Raw genomic sequence first — 15,588 nt, 5'->3', positions numbered from 1 at the left:
GCGACGCAAGGCGGCAGCAAGGTGTTGGCGTATGGCCGCCAGCACCACGCCCCGCCCGGCCGGCCGTGCTGGCGCGACTTATCCCAGCCGGGCGATCTGCGCCGCCGCCGCCGCGATATGCTGCCCCAGCGCAGCAATGCAGGGGGCAAAACGGGCGGAGAAACCGTCATGCACGCACAGGCGGGCGTGGAAATCCTGCGCCAAGGTCAAGGCTTGCCGCCAGATGTCGGCGGGTACTTCGGCGCGCAGATTGGCCTCGGGCAAGGTGTCGGCCAGTGCGCCACCACTGCGCGGGGCAAAGGCCATGGGCAGCATGTCGTAGGCCGGGGCCAACTGGTAGGGACGGCCATGCAGGCTGATAAAGGACAGGTTGCCGGCATGCATGTCGCTATTGCCGATCAGCGTGCCATAGGCCCACAGCAAGGCGGCAGCGGCGTGTGACTGCGGCGTGACATGGCCGGCCGTCACCAGCCGCTGCACCACCACCGGCCATGGTGCATGAGCGGCGCCGACAAATTCGGCATCCAGCGCCCGTAGCGAAAACACCCCTACCCGGCCCAGCGCGCCAATGCGGTCGAAGCGCGGTACTTCCAGAAAACGCTGGCCGGCAAAATCGAATACTGCGGTGGCCACGCCCAGCACGGCCAGCGCCAGGTGCTCGGCCAGCAGCAGATCGCGCCAGCGCTGGCTGACCGGGTTGTCATCGGCCGCGGAAAACTTCACCAGCACATGGCCGTGTTCGCTGTAGGTACAGAATTTGGGCTGCTCGCCCCCGGCAGACGAACCGGGCAGCTCGCCGGCACTGGCGGCCCGTGCCAGCGCCGGATAATGCTGCGCCCGCACCACGGGCTGCGGCGTGGGCATGGACAGAAAGTGGCTACGGGCCTGCTCGCCGATCAGCAGATTGCCGATGATGTCGTGGCCGTGCGCCTGCAGGGCGCGCAGCACGTCGGCATCGTTCCAGTACTCCGGATTGGCCGGCAGGCCAAGGCTGGCGGCATGGGCGCTGGCATAGGCCCGCCCCAGATAGCCTTGTGGCCGCATATCGTACAGCCACCACGGCAGCCCGGCGCTATGCAGGCTCTGGCCATCCGCCTGCTGCATGACAAAGCCTTCCGGCCGCACCGCGAGCAGGCGGCCCAGTTCGCGGAGTTGTCCACTGTCGCTCACGCGGTATACCGGTACCGCCAGCGGGCTGCGCGTGGTGTCGCGCAGCGCATAGTGAATAGCTGGCCCGGCGCCCAGCCTTAGCACCTCATCCCCCAGCGCCGCCAGCGCACGCGACACGGTCGGCTGGCTTAGCCCTGTATTTTCAACAAGTTGCCGCGCACTGCGCAGCCCGGCGGCCAGCTGCTGGCGGATGGAATCGGCATGGCGTGACATGGTATGAATAATTAACTGAATAGATAAATGAATAGTTATTCTAGTGCTAATCCACCCTGCCGTCACGCCAGCCAGCGCCGGCCGGGACGGGCCGGCAAAGGTCTGGCCGCCGCCGGCAAACAGCATGCCCGCAGTGCGCCTTGCCAGCCATGGTCCCGCACCAGCCAGAACAGGCAGCGCACGGCCAAGACGCACACCAGGCGCTCAGCCGTATCACCTGCGCCGGGGCAATGGCTGGCAGCAGCTGCGCGCGTGGCTGGCAATGGCCAGATCATCAATACGCTGGCGCTACTGCCTGCCGCCCCGCTTCTGTCAGCAACACACCACAGCCGCTGCGCGCTTGTTTGCCACACCGACACTGGCCAGCTGGCCATGACGACTCAGCCGGCGGCCCTGATGATCTGGTTTTATTTTCAATAGGGTATTTATAAAAAAACAGCAGGCTGACAGCTAGTATTTGCATTCAGCAAACCACCGGGATCGCCATTGCACCCTGCATAGAATTGCCGAAGCAAAACCCTACTAAATACCGGCACCCGCCATTTACTGCGGCAAATACAGCATAAGTATATTTGCTAAGTATAAAACATGTTGCCGCACCCTTCGGACAAAACTAGTCTCAGCAAGCCGCACGATAAATAGCGTTCGGCCTTTTCTCAGTTAACCGAAGGAAATCATCATGCCTGGCATTTCAGAACGTCTCGACTTTATCAATAGCCTGCAATTACCCAGCAGCAATCTGGCCTTGCCGGCCGGTTTATTAAAAGACAGCCCCACACCGCCACCCGATGACAGCAAAGGCGGCTATGTGGTGGATGGCAGCCTGGTTTCCTTTGTGGCTGGCCTGGATAGCCAGAACAAATCAGACGTATTGAATTCCACATTGCTGGCACAGCTGGCGGCGAATAAAAAATATGACAGAGAGGCACAAACCGAGCAGTGGTATGCATTTTATCAAAGTGTTCTGGAGCCATTGGGCTGGGTGATTCAGGCTTTCCAGTTTGAAAAATACAATGCCTCTGGCGATTCATTTGCCATGAACAAGGCTGTGCTTGAAATACTGAAGGCCATTGCATCAGACGACGAGGCCGCTGTATCCCAAGCCACTATCGACGCTCTGGGTGCGCTGGATAAAAACAGCCACGGCCTGCTGTTATGGAATAGCGCCAGCAGCAGTGTAAGCGCAGGCAACTTCCAGATCGCCCCCTGCAGTTTGTCGAATGGCTCGGTAGTGATGAAAAACGCCTCCTTCTATTTCAATACCACCGAAACCACCACCGGCTTTCTCTGGTTTACCTATTCCACTTCCAGCATGACTTTATACAAATCCACCAATACCATGACGCTGGATAACGATATTTACAGCAAAGTCAGACAGAGCGTTATCGACAAGCTGGGTGACAAGGCGGTGCAGTTTGTTGCAGATCTGGATATTTGAGTTTTATTACCCGTCACACAGAAAGACAGCGCATGAATGAAATCATCGATGCAGGCCGGCACTGGCCAATGCTCAATCCCAGGGTGGCCCAGCAGCAAATACGTGTCACCATGGCGGGACAAAACGGATTGCAAGCCGTTAGCAGCGGAAAACCGCGCATGGGCCAGGCCGTGGTAAATGGCAATGTCTATCCCATTCACCTGCCCGGATTGCAAGGCGGCGGCCTGGATGCTGAATTCACCCGTCAATAAGATGCCTCCCACTCAACAGAAAAGCCGCATGATGCGGCTTTTCTTTATCTGCTGCAGCAAGCCCCCGGCGGCTGGACTTGCGGGTATCAGAGGGCCAGTCCCGGCCTATCTGTTGCAACCGCAGTTTCGAGCCACTTCGAGTACACCCTCAATGGACGCAAGAGTTGGCCACCAGACTCGCAACTACCTTGAATAAAACCAGCGAACCACACCCGAACAGGAAAAGCTGCATCGGGATGGTCTTCCTTTTCTTTATGTCATCGACTGCCACCCGCCCGATGATAATCAGCAAGGACACCAGGACGAGTGCGAAGCTGATGGCAAACACCGCAACCGGAGTCCCTCTCAGTGACCGGATGAATGGGACGCAAGGGCTGAAAAGCCATGCAGCGAGCAGCGTATTCAGCACGATGAACAGCAGTGCATACGAGCGGGTTATTTGCATTTGATCCTTGCGCCTCTTGTGTGCCACTGCGAGACCGCTCCCGACTGAGCGTGACCAAGAAAAAACCCCGAAAGCCTTAAGCTATCGGGGTTTTGTCGTTACATGTCTTTTGGTGACATGTGAATTTGGTGGAGGCGGCGGGAATCGAACCCGCGTCCGAAAGTCCTCTACGGTGAGATCTACATACTTAGTCGTGTCATTTGGATTTAACCTCCACCACGCCGACGGACAGGCTGGGCTTTGGCGAGTTACCTTGAGTTTCGCACAGTGCCAAGTAACCCGGCACAGCACTAGCAGATGTAGAGTGACACTACAGGGTTTTGACGCCCCCGGCCCATCTGCGAACCGTTGTAGTGTCTAGCCGGCCGTTAGGCTGCTAGAGCGTAAGTTTCGTCGTTTGCGACTAAAAAAATTCAGCTTTTTACGGGGTGACTGAAATCCCGGTATGCCCTCATCCGCTTCGCAACCCCCGTCGAAACCAGGTCGCCCCCAGATAAGACTGACAAGTATACAGTGAAACGCCCGTGGCGACTAGTCTGGCTGCCGCGGCGAAATCATTCGGCAGCAGGCCGGGCAATGGGTGGGGGTTGGCGCGGCTAACACAATGCGCCGTGGGGCAAGGTCTGTCGATGCCGGCCACGCAGCAGGCGTACCCGCAGCCGGGCCTGAGGCGGCGGCGCTTAGCGCTTGAGGGCCAGCACCACTACCCCGCCAGCCACCATGGCAATGCCCAGCCATTCGCGCGGGGCCGGGCGCTCGCCAAGAAAGATCACGGCAAACACGGCCACCAGCACCAGGCTCAGCTTGTCGACCGGGGCCACTTTCGATGCTTCTCCCATTTGCAGGGCACGGAAATAGCAGGCCCAGGACAGGCCGGTGGCGATGCCGGACAGGCCGAGAAACAGCCAGGTCTTGCCGGATAGCTGCAGGGGGTTGCTCCATTTGCCGCCAAGCCAGACAAATAGCGACAGCACCACGCTGATGATGGCGGTGCGAATCAGCGTGGCCAGGTCGGAATCCACGCCGCGGATGCCTATCTTGGCAAAAATCGCGGTCAGTGCGGCAAATACCGCCGACAACAAGGCCCAGAACAACCAGCTGGCCGTTCCCATCATGATTTTCTCCCTTTCATTGACGCGCACGCTATCCGGCCAGCGCCGACCGGCCTAAAATAGCCGCTCAAATATTATTCCTGCGGCGGCTGCCATGTCCCAATCCAAAACCATACTCCTGCTTGCCCTGCTGCTGGCGCTGGCCATGCTGGCCGGGCACCGCCAGGAAAACAAGCCGGCCAGCGCAGGGCAGACCCGGCTGATCAAGAACATCATCCGCATTTTGTAATGCTGAACACGCAGGACAGGCCAGACAACGGCCTCTTGCCCGCCACGACACACTCCAAGGACAGATCATGATTTCTGCCTCAACCCTGTTGCTGTTCATGGCAACCGTGCTGCTGCTGTTTTTGTCGCCGGGGCCGAATATGGCGTTTGTGCTGTCGTATTCCACCACCATGGGCCGCTCCGGCGGGCTGGCGGCGGCGCTGGGCATTGCCGTGGCGGACATGGTGTTCACCATTCTGACCGCCAGCGGCATTACCGCCATGCTGGCAGGCTGGCCGCCGATGTTCGACCTGCTGCGACTGGGCGGGGCGGCGTATCTGCTCTGGCTGGCGTGGAAATCCTGGCGGGCCGGCGGCATGCTGGCCCTGCTGGGCGGTGAGCGCCGCAGTCACCGCCAGGTGGTACGCATGGCGATGCTGAACAGCCTGCTCAACCCCAAGGCGCTGCTGTTTTTCATGGTATTCCTGCCGCAGTTCGTCAATATCGCCCACGGCCATGTTGCCCAGCAGGTTTTGCTGCTGGGGCTGGTGCTGGCGGTGACCGGGCTGGCTTTCAATGCCTTGCTGGCACAGTTCAGCGGGGCATTGGGGCGCTATTTGCAGACACAGCCGCGCTTTGCGCTGTGGCAAGGGCGGGCGCTGACCCTGGTGTTTCTCGGTCTGGCCGCCCGACTGCTGCTGTTGCAGCGTCCGGGTCAGCCCTGAGCGGCTGTGCTGTTGTCCGCCGCGGCGTACCAGCGGCTTGCCGCCGTGTCGTCTGCCAGCGCCTGTAATACGGCAGCGCTCAATTCCTGTACCGCGCCATCCAGCCCGCGCTGGCGATAGCCCAGTGCCGTGCCGCGCTGCAAGGCTTCTGCTGCCAGGGTAATGGCCAGGTCCTGCGGCAGTTGTGCCGCCCCGCTCTGGCAGGCCTTGGCAGAAAAGGAATGCGCCTTGCGGCAGCTGGCTGGCCGCCATGGATAAATGCTGCACAGCGCATCCTGCAAGAACGCGCAGGGCGGCCGCATGGCACCCTCTTGCGCCAGCAAGGATTGTTGCCGTTGCAGGGCTTGCCGCAGCTGCGCGAGCCGCTCTGCCGGGCCGCTGCGTAGTTGCCGGGCAATCAGCAGGGCTTCGGCCGGCGCCACTTCCACCCGCAGGCTGCAGCAGCTGGCGCAGCCGGCCCGGCAGGCCACCGGCTCGCCACGCAAGGCTGCCTGCGCCATGGTTTGATCGATGCCGCGATGCAGATTGCCGACAAATGCCACCGCATAGTCAACGCCGGGGTTGTCTTGCAGCGCTGCCGTCACCCGCGCGCCGACTCGCTCTATCGAAGCCTGCAGGGCCGCGGCTTCGTCTGCATGCAGCATGCTCATCCTTCCTGTCGTTTCCGTGATGCCAGCTGGCACACCAGGCTGGATTATAGCCCGCAGCCGGCGGCCGGATCGTGACACTCCATGGCGGGTGCGGCGACAAAACCAACGCACGTTTCAATTTGTTGATCATGATCATGCCAGCTGCACGCAGGCCATTCAGCCGCCACCGGCAGGATTAAAATAATGCCAATGACAAATCAACACACCACAAGCCATGACGGAAGCCGATATTATCCAGCTGATACGGGATCTCGATTCTGCCGCAGAACGGGCCATTCTGGCCGAGCTGGCACTGCTGCTGGGCTCCAGCCACCAGGGCAGCCAGCTCAAGCTCGATGATCTGCAAGCGCTGAGCCAGCCGGCGCGCAGCGTTTTCAACCAGCTGTGCGAGCTGCTTGGCACTCGGGCCAGACAGCCTTTCAGCCCCACCACCACATCCACCCTGCTGGCCATCCTCACCACCACCCAGCAGGCCTGAAGCGGCAGGCTTAAGTCTGGCTTAAGCCAAGCCCGGTAATAATCCGCGCGGGGAATAAGCCCCTTCTGGAGATCAATCATGGTATCGGGTATCGGCAATATCGCTAGTACTGCGCCTGCTCAGCTCTTGCGCTCCGTCAGCCAGCCACTGGCCCAGCGCGGCCGTGATAGCGACGGTGACAATGACGGCAGCAAGCCAGGTGTGGCGGAAAGCAAAAACCGTCCGGTTTCTGCCACCATCGGCAATACCATCAACACCACGGCCTGAGATTCCTGCAAAATCCTGGCCACACCCAGCCCGCTTGCGCGGGCTTTTTTGTCGTTTCCGCGCGCCATTGCATGAAAAAAACCGGCCGCGCCTTGTGTGCATCTGCTATATTTTGATTATGTACATTTTCAAAATAATCCGCCATGCCTGACGACATCACCTTGTGCGGCCGCATCACGACCACCCCGCCCTGCAGCCTGCCGCTGGCCGGCATGGGCATCCGCGCCGGCTTCCCCTCGCCAGCCGACGACTATCTGGACAGCAGCATCGACCTCAATGGCTACCTGATGAGCGACCCTGACGCCTGCTTTGTGGTGCGGGTGCAGGGCGATTCGATGAGCGGGGCCGGCATCCTGGAGGGCGACCTGCTGATCGTCGACAAGGGCCGCCCGGCGCTGCATGGCGATATCGTGGTGGCCGTGGTGGATGGCGACTTCACCGTCAAGCGCCTGCACCGTCGCCATGGCCGGCTGGCTTTGCTGCCGGAAAACCCGGCTTACCCGGTACTGGTGCCCCAGAGCGAGCAGGAGTTGCTGATCTGGGGCGTGGTGTGCGGCTGCATCCGGCGCTACTGATGAGCCTCTTCGCCCTGGTGGATGGCAACAGCTTCTATACCAGCTGTGAGCGGGTGTTCCGGCCAGACCTGATCGGCAAGCCCATCATCGTGCTGTCGAATAACGATGGCTGCGTGGTGGCGCGCTCGGCAGAGGCCAAGGCCATCGGCATTCCGGCCTTTCTGCCCTACTACCAGGTGCGGGGCCTGTGTCGCAAGCACCGGGTGGCGGTGTTTTCCAGCAATTACACCCTGTATGGCGACATGTCGCGCCGCATGATGAATATCCTGGCACGCTTTGCTCCGCGCCAGGACATCTACAGCATCGATGAATGCTTTCTGGACCTGAGCGGCATCGCCACGCCCCAGGCACATGGCCAGCACATCCGCCAGACCTTGCTGGACAAGCTGGGCCTGCCCAGTTGCGTGGGGATCGGCCCCAGCAAGACGCTGGCCAAGCTGGCCAACCACGTGGCCAAGCAGCAGGCACACTGGCAAGGGGTATTCGATTGGAGCGGGCTGACACCGGCCGAGGCCGAACGCCTGCTGGCCAGCATGGATGTGCGCGAGGTATGGGGCGTGGGGCGACGGCTGGCGGAAAAGCTGCACCAGCTACGCATACGCAGCGCACTCGACTTGCAAAGAGCCGATCCGCGCCAGCTCAAGCGCCATTTCAACGTGGTGCTGGAACGCACCGTGGCCGAGCTTAACGGCGTATCCTGCCTGGCGCTGGAAGATGTGGCCAGCAGCAAGCAGCACATCATTTCCAGCCGCAGTTTCAGCCGCCAGGTCAGCAGCCTGCCACCCTTATCGGCCAGCATTGCCCACCACACCGCCCGCGCGGCCGAAAAGCTGCGCGCCCAGGGCAGCACGGCGGCGATGATAGGCGTCAGCATCCAGACCAACGCCTTTGGCAGCGCCACTCACTATCACGGCTATACCTGCATTCCGCTGCTGCAGGCCAGCGACGACACCCTCAGCCTGAACCAGGCCGCACAGGCGGGGTTGCGCCAGCTGTTCCGGCCTGGCCTGTCCTATCACAAGGCCGGAGTGGTGCTGATGGAAATCGGTGACAAGGCCATCGGGCAGCAGGATATGTTCGCCCCTGCGCCAGACCCGCGCCGCGCCGGGCTGATGGCCACCATCGACCAGCTCAACCGGCGGTTGGGCAAAGGCAGCATCCGGCTGGCCATCGAAGACATCAGCCAGGACTGGCAGATGCGCCAGGCCATGCGCTCGCCCTGCTACAGCACCGACCCGCAGCAGGCGATCTCCGTTCGCGACCAGCCACACAGCAGCGCGCCAGCCGGCTACCGCCTGTACTGGCCGCGCCGCCATCACCATGCTGGCGATTGACAGACAGGCCGGTCAGCCCGGCTGGCCCACACCATCGCGCAGTGCCGGCCAGGCCAGGGTCAGCAACAGGCCGCGCATGGCCATCAACACCAGCAGGGCCGCCCAGATGCCATGATTGCCCAGCGCGTGCTGCAGCAGCCACAAGGCTGGCACATAGGCGGCAAAGCTCAGCAGCATGCCATTGCGCAAGACCCGTGTGCGCATCGCCCCCATGAACACGCCATCCCAGAAAAAAGCCCAGATGCACACCGGCGGCAACACCACCAGCCAGGGCCAGAAGGTCGCCGCCATGCGCTGCAGCTGCACATCCGGCGTCATCAGCGGCAGGTAAAACAAGCCCAGCAGCGCCATGGCCAGTGCCAGCAGGCTGCTCCAGCCCAGCGACAGCCAGCCGCAACGCCGTACCACCAGCATCAGCGCTGCCCGCGAGCCGGCACCAATGGCCCGCGCGCCATACACTTCCGCCGCCACGGCAAATCCGTCCAGCAGGCTGACGCAGACCATGAACGCCTGCAGCAACAGCTGATTGGCCGCCAGCGTCAGCGTCCCCAGCTGCGCCCCGCTGCGCGTCATCAGGGCAAATGACACCGTCAGCAGCAAGGTCCGCACCATGATGTCCAGGTTGGCAGCAAACAGCTGCCGCCACGGCGCCATGCCCCCCAGGCGGTGCCAGGCGGCACGCCACTGCGGCCACGGCACCTGCCGCAGCATCACCCACCCCGCCAGCAGGCTGGCGGCGGCTTCACTGATGGCGGTCGCCCAGCCGGCACCGGACACGCCCCAGCCCAGCCCGGATACAAAGCTGATGGCCAGCGCCGCATTCAGGACATTCATCAGCACTTGCAGCAGCATGACCTGGCGGGAATGCCCCAGCCCCAGCAGCCAGGCAAACTGGGCATAAGCCAGCAGAGTAAACGGGGCCGACCAGATACGGGCATCAAAATACTGCCGGGCCAGCCCGGCCACCTCGGCCGGCGGTGCCAGCAGGTGCAAGGCCAGCCAGGCAATCGGCTGCTGCAGCAACAGCAAGCCGATGCCACCCAGCAAGGCCGCCAGCATGGGCCGCAAGCCGGCCAGCACCACGGCTTCCCGCCCCTGCCCGCCGGCAGCCTGGGCCACCAGCCCGGTGGTGGTAAAGCGCAAAAAGCTGAAGCACCAGTACACCACATTGAAAATACTGCCACCCACCGCCACCGCCGCCAGCGCCACCGGATTACCCAGCCGTGCCAGCACGGCGGTATCCACCAGCCCCATCAAGGGCGTGGCCAGTGCCGCCAGCATCACCGGTACGGCAAAGGAGATCAGGTGTCGTGCAGAAGGGGCAAGAGGGGAAGCGGCAGTATCAGACATGGACAAGGCGGACAGACAGGAAAACAGCATGGTAACAGAGCCGCGCCCCGCTGGCGGCAGGCACGGCCGGCTGGGCGAAAAAGCAAAAAGCACCCGCGCGGGGTGCTTTTCATCAATCGCGTGCGGCGGCAGGCTCAGGCCTTTTTCACGAACTCCGACTTCAGGCTCATGGCACCGATGCCGTCGATCTTGCAATCGATATCATGGTCGCCGTCCACCAGGCGGATATTCTTGACCTTGGTCCCCACCTTCACCACCAGCGACGAACCCTTGACCTTCAGATCCTTGATCACCGTCACCGTGTCGCCATCCTGCAGCAGATTGCCATTGGAATCACGCACTTCGCGCCCTTGCTCCTCACCAGCGGCATCGGCCTGGGCCGACCACTCGTGCGCGCACTCCGGGCAGACCAGCATGGCGCCGTCTTCGTAGGTGAATTGGGAACCGCACTGGGGACAATTGGGCAAACCGCTCATGCTATACCTTGCTCGCTAACAGAAGAATCAAAGCCAGCGGCAATTGCCGCTGGCGCAAAGGCAGTATTGTACGCCAGCACGCCGGCAAGATCACCCACTGCGCTCATGGTCTCGTCAGCACCATCTGCTTTCTGTGCCGCAATCCGCACCGCAACCGGCCTAGCGCGCATTCTGCCGGCTGAACGCCCACCAGCCGGCCAGAAAGGTGAAGCTGGCCACCAGCAGCACCAGCACCCAGAAGCCATGCGGATGATTGGCCAGCGGCACGCCCCCCACATTCATGCCAAAGAAACCGGCCACGATATTGATGGGCAATGCCAGCACCGTGACCATGGTCAGGGTGAACAGGGTGCGGTTGGTCTGCTCGTTCAGCTTGGCGGCCAGCTCTTCCTGCAGCAGCTTGATGCGTTCCACCAGGGAGGCCAGATCGTTCAGCACCAGTGAAAACTCCTCGGTCGATTCGCGCAGCGCCTGCACATCGTGCTCGGCCAGCCAGGCCGGCGGCCGGTTCAGCAAACGGAACAGCGCGCCCGGCTCGGGTGCCAGCAGACGCTGCATCCGCACCAGGGTGCGGCGCATGCCGGACAGCTCGGCACGATGATCCTGCAAATGCTCGGCCAGGAAACGATCTTCGATATGGTCCACCTTGCGCGCAGACTCGCGTACGATGCCGGCCATCACATCAGCCTGATCCTGCATCAGATGAAACAGCAAGGAACGGGCCGAGGGAAACACCTCGCCGCTTTTCACTGCCGCCCGCAGCCGGTCCACCGAACGCAGGGGGCGCACGCGCGCGGTGACCAGCAGACGCGAACCGGCGGCCACCCACAGCGTGGCGACATCCGAGGTCACCACACCAAAGCCCAGCGCCACATCGTTGATCACCGCCAGCAGCATGCCGTCCGAAGGTTCGATGCGGGTGGAGCTGCTGCCGGCATGCAACATGGCAAAAAAATCATCCGGCAGCGGCATCCTGGCCCTGAGCCAGCGCTCGCAGGCGGCATGCGCCAGATTGAAATGCAGCCAGACAAAGCCATCGTCCTGCGCCGGCTGCTGCAGAAAATGCACAGCCTCTTCCGACGCAATGGGCTGACCAGCCTGCCCGGGTAAAAAACGGAAGCCACTGATCAGTCCGACCTGATCAGCACCATAGGTCACTTCGGTAATCGACACGCTCATGCAATACACCTTCCGGAAACACGGCCGGGCCAATCCTGGCTGGCCAGCGGCAAACGCCCACCCGTGCAGGATAACACCGCTACCGGCCAAGCTTTACGAAAGGCAGATGACAGTTTGCCATCCAGCCGGACAGAACGGGCAGCCGTCTCAGCGACGGCGTGCGCTCAAGTACATTTCCTAGCGACAAGAAGAAACAAGAGCAATTTCATTGGGAAATCATCCCTTATTTAGCGCGATGGGAGTTCATAGACTGGCTGCTGTCCGTTTGAGGACAGTCTCTACTCACTCAAAGTCTTTTATCCAGGAAAACCATCATGAAACTGATTGCATGGACTGTAGCCGGAGTGCTGCTGGCTGGCCCCGCCCTCGCCAACAAACTGCACCAGGAATCCCCGACGGCCAGCGAGGTAAAAGCCTGGAAGGCCGATCATGCCAAAATCAAGCAGGAAGAACGCAAGAAAGCCCACAAGAAACACAAAAAGCACAAAAAACACAGCTCGGGTGTCACTGGCCAGGTGAAGGAAACCGTTGGCGGCCACGAGCACACCAAGTAATCCCCAGCACTTCATCAGCATCCGCCCGGCGGATGCTGACACGCCTTAAGCAGCGCAGCCCCAGCGCCGCACCCACATATTTGATCAAATAATTTGGCAAGCGGCGCTTGCCTGCGCTAGAATCAACTGGCATGTGCAAAATATTAAACGAAAAGTTTAACGAAATGCCACAAACCAGCTATCCCGAATCCTACTACGCCGCCTCTGCCAATCCGGTGCCTGCGCGCCCGGCCCTGCAAGGCGAAATCGCAACCGATGTCTGCATTATCGGTGCAGGTTACACCGGTCTGTCCACGGCACTCTTCCTGCTGGAAAACGGCTTCAAGGTCACCGTGCTGGAGGCCGCCAGGGTTGGCTTTGGCGCATCCGGCCGCAATGGCGGCCAGATCGTCAACAGCTACAGCCGCGACATCGATGTGATCGAACGCACGGTGGGCAGCAAGCAGGCCAAGCTGCTGGGCGACATGGCCTTCGAAGGCGGTCGCATCATCCGCGAGCGGGTGGCCCGCTACGGCATCGACTGCGCCCTGAAAGACGGCGGCGTGTTTGCTGCGCTGAGCGAAAAGCAGATGGGCCATCTGCGATCACAAAAAGCCTTGTGGGAGCGTTACGGCCACCGCCAGCTGCAACTGCTGGGCAAGGATGACATGCGCGGCATCGTCGCCACCGACAGCTATGTGGGCGGCATGCTGGACATGAGCGGCGGTCATATCCACCCGCTGAACCTGGCGCTGGGCGAAGCCGCAGCCGTGGAATCGCTGGGTGGCGTGATTTACGAGCAATCGCCGGCACTGAGCATAGAACGCGGCCAGCAAGCCGTGGTGACCACGCCGCAAGGCCGGGTCAAGGCAAAATTCCTGGTGGTGGCCGGCAATGCCTATCTGGGCAATCTGCTACCGGAACTGGCTGCCAAATCCATGCCATGCGGCACCCAGGTGATCACCACCGAGCCGCTGGGCGATGAACTGGCCGCCAGCCTGCTGCCGCAGGACTACTGCGTGGAAGACTGCAACTACCTGCTCGACTACTACCGCCTGAGCCAGGACAAACGGCTGATTTTCGGCGGCGGCGTGGTTTATGGCGCACGCGACCCGGCCAATATCGAGGCCATCATCCGGCCGAAGATGCTGAAGGTATTCCCGCAACTGGCCAAGGTAAAGATCGATTACGCCTGGACCGGCAACTTCCTGCTGACGCTGTCGCGCCTGCCGCAGGTCGGCCGTATCGGCGACAACATCTATTACTCGCAGGGTTGCAGCGGCCATGGCGTCACCTATACCCACCTGGCTGGCAAGATCATGGCCGAGGCCCTGCGCGGTCAGGCCGAGCGCTTCGATGCCTTCGCCACCCTGCCGCACTACCCCTTCCCCGGTGGCGAACTGATGCGCGTGCCCTTCACCGCCATGGGTGCCTGGTATTATTCGCTGCGTGACAAACTGGGCATCTGAGCCAGCACACAGCCCCAGCTGACGGCCCGCACCGGGCCTGAGCACAACGGACAGCAAGGACGGGTTTCATACCCTGCCCTTGCTGCCCCCTTCTGCCAGGCCAGCCGGACCCGATCCGCCCCCTCCTTACCCCTCTTTACCTTGTTTGCAAAAGCAAACATTTTTTGACCTGTCCTGCCCATCCCGCCCAAGTCGCTGTCGGGGATAATCATGACAACCGTCATGAGCCGGCCATTCCGGCACCCACAAGGCAAGCAAAGACAAGATGAGCAGCGCATCCATCACCACCTCGGCAGGTCCGCTCGACGTACAGAATATTGTCAGTCAGTTGATGACGGTGGAAAAACAGCCGCTGACCACCAGCCAGAGCAAGCTGAGCAGCTTCAACAGCAAGCTCAGCGACATCGGCCAGGTCAGCTCGGCCCTGTCCGGTCTGCAAAGCGCCGTCAGCGGCCTCTCCTCCGCCAGCTTCCTGCACACCATCAAGACCAGCACCTCGGATGCCACCGTTGCCACGGTGGATGGCAATGGCAGCGGTGCGCCCGGCAACTACCTGCTGGATGTGCAAGAGCTGGCCAAACCGCGCCAGTTGGTATTCGACACCACAGCCGACGGCCAGGCCATCACCAGTGCCAGCAGTGCGCTGTCTGATGTGCCGGACACGCTCACTCTTGCCGTGGGCGGCAACAGCACCACCATAGCGCTGCGCGATACCGCCAGCAGCAACGGCAGCGCTACCGATGGCGCGGCCAGTCCGTCGACCACGCCAGCCGCCGTCAGCCTGCAAGACATCGCCGACAAGATCAACAGCGCCAATGCCGGCGTCAATGCGTCCATCGTGCAATACAAGGGGAGTTATTCGCTGGTGCTTGCCTCGGCACAGTCCGGTTCGGACAATGCCTTTAGCATCACTGCCGGCGGCAGCGACAGCAGCCTGGAGAGCAGCAGCGCCAATACCCTGGCGGGCCTGCAGCAAAGCGATACCGCCATCAGCGAATCCAACGATGCCAGCGACGCCGCGCTTACCGTCAACGGCGTGTATGTTTCCTCCAGCAGCAACACCGTCGGCGATGCGATCAGCGGTGCCAGCGTCAACCTGCAAAAAGCCGGCCAGGCCACCATCAGCCTGGCAATGGACAGCAGCAGCATTGCCGGCAAGCTGCAGGGTTTTGTCGATGCCTACAACAAGGTTCAGGGCGCCATCAATAGCGCAGCAGCCGGCACTATGAAGGGGGATGGCTCACTCAACACCATCCGCAACCAGCTCAGCGCGGTACTGCAAACTCCGGTCAGCGGTGCCGACCCGCTTGCTTCCTATGCCTATCTGTCGCAGGTGGGCATCGCCATCCAGAAAGACGGCAGCCTGTCGCTGGACCAGACCGCCTTCAACAAGGCCCTGAGCAGCCAGCCCGCCGCAGTGGCCAATCTGTTCGGCAACAGCAGCAATAGCGGCTTTGCAGACCGCTTCAACAGCACCATCAACAATTTGCTCGGGCCAGCGGGAATCATCGTGACCAAACAAAATGACCTGAACCAGAATGTGAGCGACGAAACCAACCACCAGTCGCAGCTGCAAACCAAGATGAGCGACAAGCAGGCCAGTTATCTGCAGCAATACACCACGCTGAATGCCACGCTGTCCAAGATGCAGCAGTCGACCAGCAATCTGTCCGGGCTGCTGAAGTCTTCCGGCAATTAGTACGGACAAGCCCATAG

General features: G+C 61.5%; 18 protein-coding genes and 1 other RNA gene. 11 read left to right on the top strand and 8 right to left on the bottom strand.

The window, feature by feature from the left end:
* Window positions 1-78 precede the first annotated feature (78 nt).
* Window positions 79-1,383, bottom strand: coding sequence for a type II toxin-antitoxin system HipA family toxin YjjJ (gene yjjJ / locus JHD64_RS00500; protein WP_199051910.1), 1,305 nt, complete (start codon window positions 1,381-1,383; stop codon window positions 79-81).
* A gap of 745 nt (window positions 1,384-2,128) precedes the next feature.
* Here yjjJ and JHD64_RS00495 point away from each other — a divergent pair.
* Both JHD64_RS00495 and JHD64_RS00490 read left to right on the top strand, forming a co-directional pair.
* On the top strand, window positions 2,129-2,821 hold the full coding sequence (locus JHD64_RS00495) for a hypothetical protein (protein ID WP_199051909.1): 693 nt from the start codon (window positions 2,129-2,131) through the stop codon (window positions 2,819-2,821).
* 32 nt (window positions 2,822-2,853) lie between these two features.
* Window positions 2,854-3,072: a hypothetical protein gene (locus JHD64_RS00490; RefSeq protein ID WP_199051908.1), complete on the top strand. Its 219-nt coding sequence runs from the start codon at window positions 2,854-2,856 to the stop codon at window positions 3,070-3,072.
* 148 nt (window positions 3,073-3,220) lie between these two features.
* Here JHD64_RS00490 and JHD64_RS00485 read toward each other — a convergent pair whose 3' ends face one another.
* The 3 genes from JHD64_RS00485 to JHD64_RS00475 form a co-directional block, all read right to left on the bottom strand.
* Complete coding sequence (locus tag JHD64_RS00485) at window positions 3,221-3,517, bottom strand: hypothetical protein (protein WP_199051907.1); 297 nt, start codon at window positions 3,515-3,517, stop codon at window positions 3,221-3,223.
* A 126-nt stretch (window positions 3,518-3,643) separates the two neighbouring features.
* Window positions 3,644-4,008: a transfer-messenger RNA gene (gene ssrA, locus JHD64_RS00480) on the bottom strand.
* A 189-nt stretch (window positions 4,009-4,197) separates the two neighbouring features.
* Window positions 4,198-4,629, bottom strand: coding sequence for an EamA family transporter (locus JHD64_RS00475; RefSeq protein ID WP_199051969.1), 432 nt, complete (start codon window positions 4,627-4,629; stop codon window positions 4,198-4,200).
* A 94-nt stretch (window positions 4,630-4,723) separates the two neighbouring features.
* Here JHD64_RS00475 and JHD64_RS22160 point away from each other — a divergent pair, with 94 nt between their 5' ends.
* Together JHD64_RS22160 and JHD64_RS00470 are read left to right on the top strand one after the other, a co-directional pair.
* Complete coding sequence (locus JHD64_RS22160; RefSeq protein ID WP_255524279.1) at window positions 4,724-4,858, top strand: hypothetical protein; 135 nt, start codon at window positions 4,724-4,726, stop codon at window positions 4,856-4,858.
* A gap of 67 nt (window positions 4,859-4,925) precedes the next feature.
* The gene (locus tag JHD64_RS00470; protein WP_059285629.1) at window positions 4,926-5,561 is read left to right on the top strand and encodes a LysE family translocator; all 636 of its coding nucleotides are present in this window, start codon (window positions 4,926-4,928) and stop codon (window positions 5,559-5,561) included.
* On the opposite strand, the gene JHD64_RS00465 is transcribed toward JHD64_RS00470, so the two are convergent.
* A complete protein-coding gene (locus tag JHD64_RS00465; RefSeq protein WP_199051906.1) occupies window positions 5,552-6,205 on the bottom strand; it encodes a YkgJ family cysteine cluster protein in 654 nt (217 codons plus the stop codon). The two genes, JHD64_RS00470 and JHD64_RS00465, sit on opposite strands and share 10 nt — an antisense overlap.
* 220 nt (window positions 6,206-6,425) lie before the next feature.
* On the opposite strand from JHD64_RS00465, the gene JHD64_RS00460 reads away from it, so the two are divergent.
* The 4 genes from JHD64_RS00460 (at window position 6,426) to JHD64_RS00445 (ending at window position 8,865) form a co-directional block, all read left to right on the top strand.
* Window positions 6,426-6,689, top strand: coding sequence for a hypothetical protein (locus JHD64_RS00460; protein WP_199051905.1), 264 nt, complete (start codon window positions 6,426-6,428; stop codon window positions 6,687-6,689).
* 78 nt (window positions 6,690-6,767) lie between these two features.
* Window positions 6,768-6,956, top strand: coding sequence for a hypothetical protein (locus JHD64_RS00455; protein WP_199051904.1), 189 nt, complete (start codon window positions 6,768-6,770; stop codon window positions 6,954-6,956).
* Between the two features lie 143 nt (window positions 6,957-7,099).
* Window positions 7,100-7,531: a LexA family transcriptional regulator gene (locus JHD64_RS00450; protein WP_059287583.1), complete on the top strand. Its 432-nt coding sequence runs from the start codon at window positions 7,100-7,102 to the stop codon at window positions 7,529-7,531.
* A complete protein-coding gene (locus tag JHD64_RS00445; RefSeq protein WP_199051903.1) occupies window positions 7,531-8,865 on the top strand; it encodes a Y-family DNA polymerase in 1,335 nt (444 codons plus the stop codon). The genes JHD64_RS00450 and JHD64_RS00445 overlap by 1 nt, the downstream gene beginning before the upstream one ends.
* Window positions 8,866-8,877: 12 nt before the next feature.
* Here the strand turns inward: JHD64_RS00445 and JHD64_RS00440 are convergent, their stop codons facing one another.
* From JHD64_RS00440 to JHD64_RS00430, 3 genes are all read right to left on the bottom strand, one after another.
* On the bottom strand, window positions 8,878-10,245 hold the full coding sequence (locus JHD64_RS00440) for an MATE family efflux transporter (RefSeq protein ID WP_199051902.1): 1,368 nt from the start codon (window positions 10,243-10,245) through the stop codon (window positions 8,878-8,880).
* 104 nt (window positions 10,246-10,349) lie between these two features.
* Entirely contained in the window at window positions 10,350-10,691 is a 342-nt protein-coding gene (locus JHD64_RS00435) for a zinc ribbon domain-containing protein YjdM (protein ID WP_199051901.1), read from the bottom strand.
* Window positions 10,692-10,850: 159 nt separating this feature from the next.
* A complete protein-coding gene (locus tag JHD64_RS00430) occupies window positions 10,851-11,870 on the bottom strand; it encodes a transporter (protein WP_199051900.1) in 1,020 nt (339 codons plus the stop codon).
* 314 nt (window positions 11,871-12,184) lie between these two features.
* Here JHD64_RS00430 and JHD64_RS00425 point away from each other — a divergent pair, with 314 nt between their 5' ends.
* The 3 genes from JHD64_RS00425 (at window position 12,185) to fliD (ending at window position 15,571) form a co-directional block, all read left to right on the top strand.
* Window positions 12,185-12,424 (top strand): hypothetical protein, encoded by a 240-nt coding sequence (locus tag JHD64_RS00425; RefSeq protein ID WP_059285151.1) that lies wholly within the window; start codon window positions 12,185-12,187, stop codon window positions 12,422-12,424.
* Window positions 12,425-12,588: 164 nt separating this feature from the next.
* A complete protein-coding gene (locus tag JHD64_RS00420; protein ID WP_199051899.1) occupies window positions 12,589-13,872 on the top strand; it encodes an FAD-binding oxidoreductase in 1,284 nt (427 codons plus the stop codon).
* Window positions 13,873-14,137: 265 nt separating this feature from the next.
* Entirely contained in the window at window positions 14,138-15,571 is a 1,434-nt protein-coding gene (gene fliD, locus JHD64_RS00415) for a flagellar filament capping protein FliD (RefSeq protein ID WP_199051898.1), read from the top strand.
* Window positions 15,572-15,588 lie beyond the last annotated feature (17 nt).

This window comes from Aquitalea sp. ASV15 (assembly GCF_016429115.1).
Classification (GTDB): domain Bacteria; phylum Pseudomonadota; class Gammaproteobacteria; order Burkholderiales; family Chromobacteriaceae; genus Aquitalea; species Aquitalea magnusonii.
This window is presented reverse-complemented; position numbering and strand designations above follow the sequence as displayed.

What these genes read in the sequence shown, in the direction of transcription:
- JHD64_RS00455 (WP_199051904.1), top strand. Translation starts at nt 6,768, where the DNA reads ATGGTATCGGGTATCGGCAATATCGCTAGTACTGCGCCTGCTCAGCTC.
- JHD64_RS00430 (WP_199051900.1), bottom strand. Translation starts at nt 11,870, where the DNA reads ATGAGCGTGTCGATTACCGAAGTGACCTATGGTGCTGATCAGGTCGGA.
- JHD64_RS00475 (WP_199051969.1), bottom strand. Translation starts at nt 4,629, where the DNA reads ATGGGAACGGCCAGCTGGTTGTTCTGGGCCTTGTTGTCGGCGGTATTT.
- JHD64_RS00445 (WP_199051903.1), top strand. Translation starts at nt 7,531, where the DNA reads ATGAGCCTCTTCGCCCTGGTGGATGGCAACAGCTTCTATACCAGCTGT.
- JHD64_RS00460 (WP_199051905.1), top strand. Translation starts at nt 6,426, where the DNA reads ATGACGGAAGCCGATATTATCCAGCTGATACGGGATCTCGATTCTGCC.
- JHD64_RS00420 (WP_199051899.1), top strand. Translation starts at nt 12,589, where the DNA reads ATGCCACAAACCAGCTATCCCGAATCCTACTACGCCGCCTCTGCCAAT.
- JHD64_RS22160 (WP_255524279.1), top strand. Translation starts at nt 4,724, where the DNA reads ATGTCCCAATCCAAAACCATACTCCTGCTTGCCCTGCTGCTGGCGCTG.
- yjjJ (WP_199051910.1), bottom strand. Translation starts at nt 1,383, where the DNA reads ATGTCACGCCATGCCGATTCCATCCGCCAGCAGCTGGCCGCCGGGCTG.
- JHD64_RS00440 (WP_199051902.1), bottom strand. Translation starts at nt 10,245, where the DNA reads ATGCTGTTTTCCTGTCTGTCCGCCTTGTCCATGTCTGATACTGCCGCT.
- JHD64_RS00490 (WP_199051908.1), top strand. Translation starts at nt 2,854, where the DNA reads ATGAATGAAATCATCGATGCAGGCCGGCACTGGCCAATGCTCAATCCC.
- JHD64_RS00435 (WP_199051901.1), bottom strand. Translation starts at nt 10,691, where the DNA reads ATGAGCGGTTTGCCCAATTGTCCCCAGTGCGGTTCCCAATTCACCTAC.
- JHD64_RS00470 (WP_059285629.1), top strand. Translation starts at nt 4,926, where the DNA reads ATGATTTCTGCCTCAACCCTGTTGCTGTTCATGGCAACCGTGCTGCTG.
- fliD (WP_199051898.1), top strand. Translation starts at nt 14,138, where the DNA reads ATGAGCAGCGCATCCATCACCACCTCGGCAGGTCCGCTCGACGTACAG.
- JHD64_RS00450 (WP_059287583.1), top strand. Translation starts at nt 7,100, where the DNA reads ATGCCTGACGACATCACCTTGTGCGGCCGCATCACGACCACCCCGCCC.
- JHD64_RS00465 (WP_199051906.1), bottom strand. Translation starts at nt 6,205, where the DNA reads ATGCTGCATGCAGACGAAGCCGCGGCCCTGCAGGCTTCGATAGAGCGA.
- JHD64_RS00485 (WP_199051907.1), bottom strand. Translation starts at nt 3,517, where the DNA reads ATGCAAATAACCCGCTCGTATGCACTGCTGTTCATCGTGCTGAATACG.
- JHD64_RS00425 (WP_059285151.1), top strand. Translation starts at nt 12,185, where the DNA reads ATGAAACTGATTGCATGGACTGTAGCCGGAGTGCTGCTGGCTGGCCCC.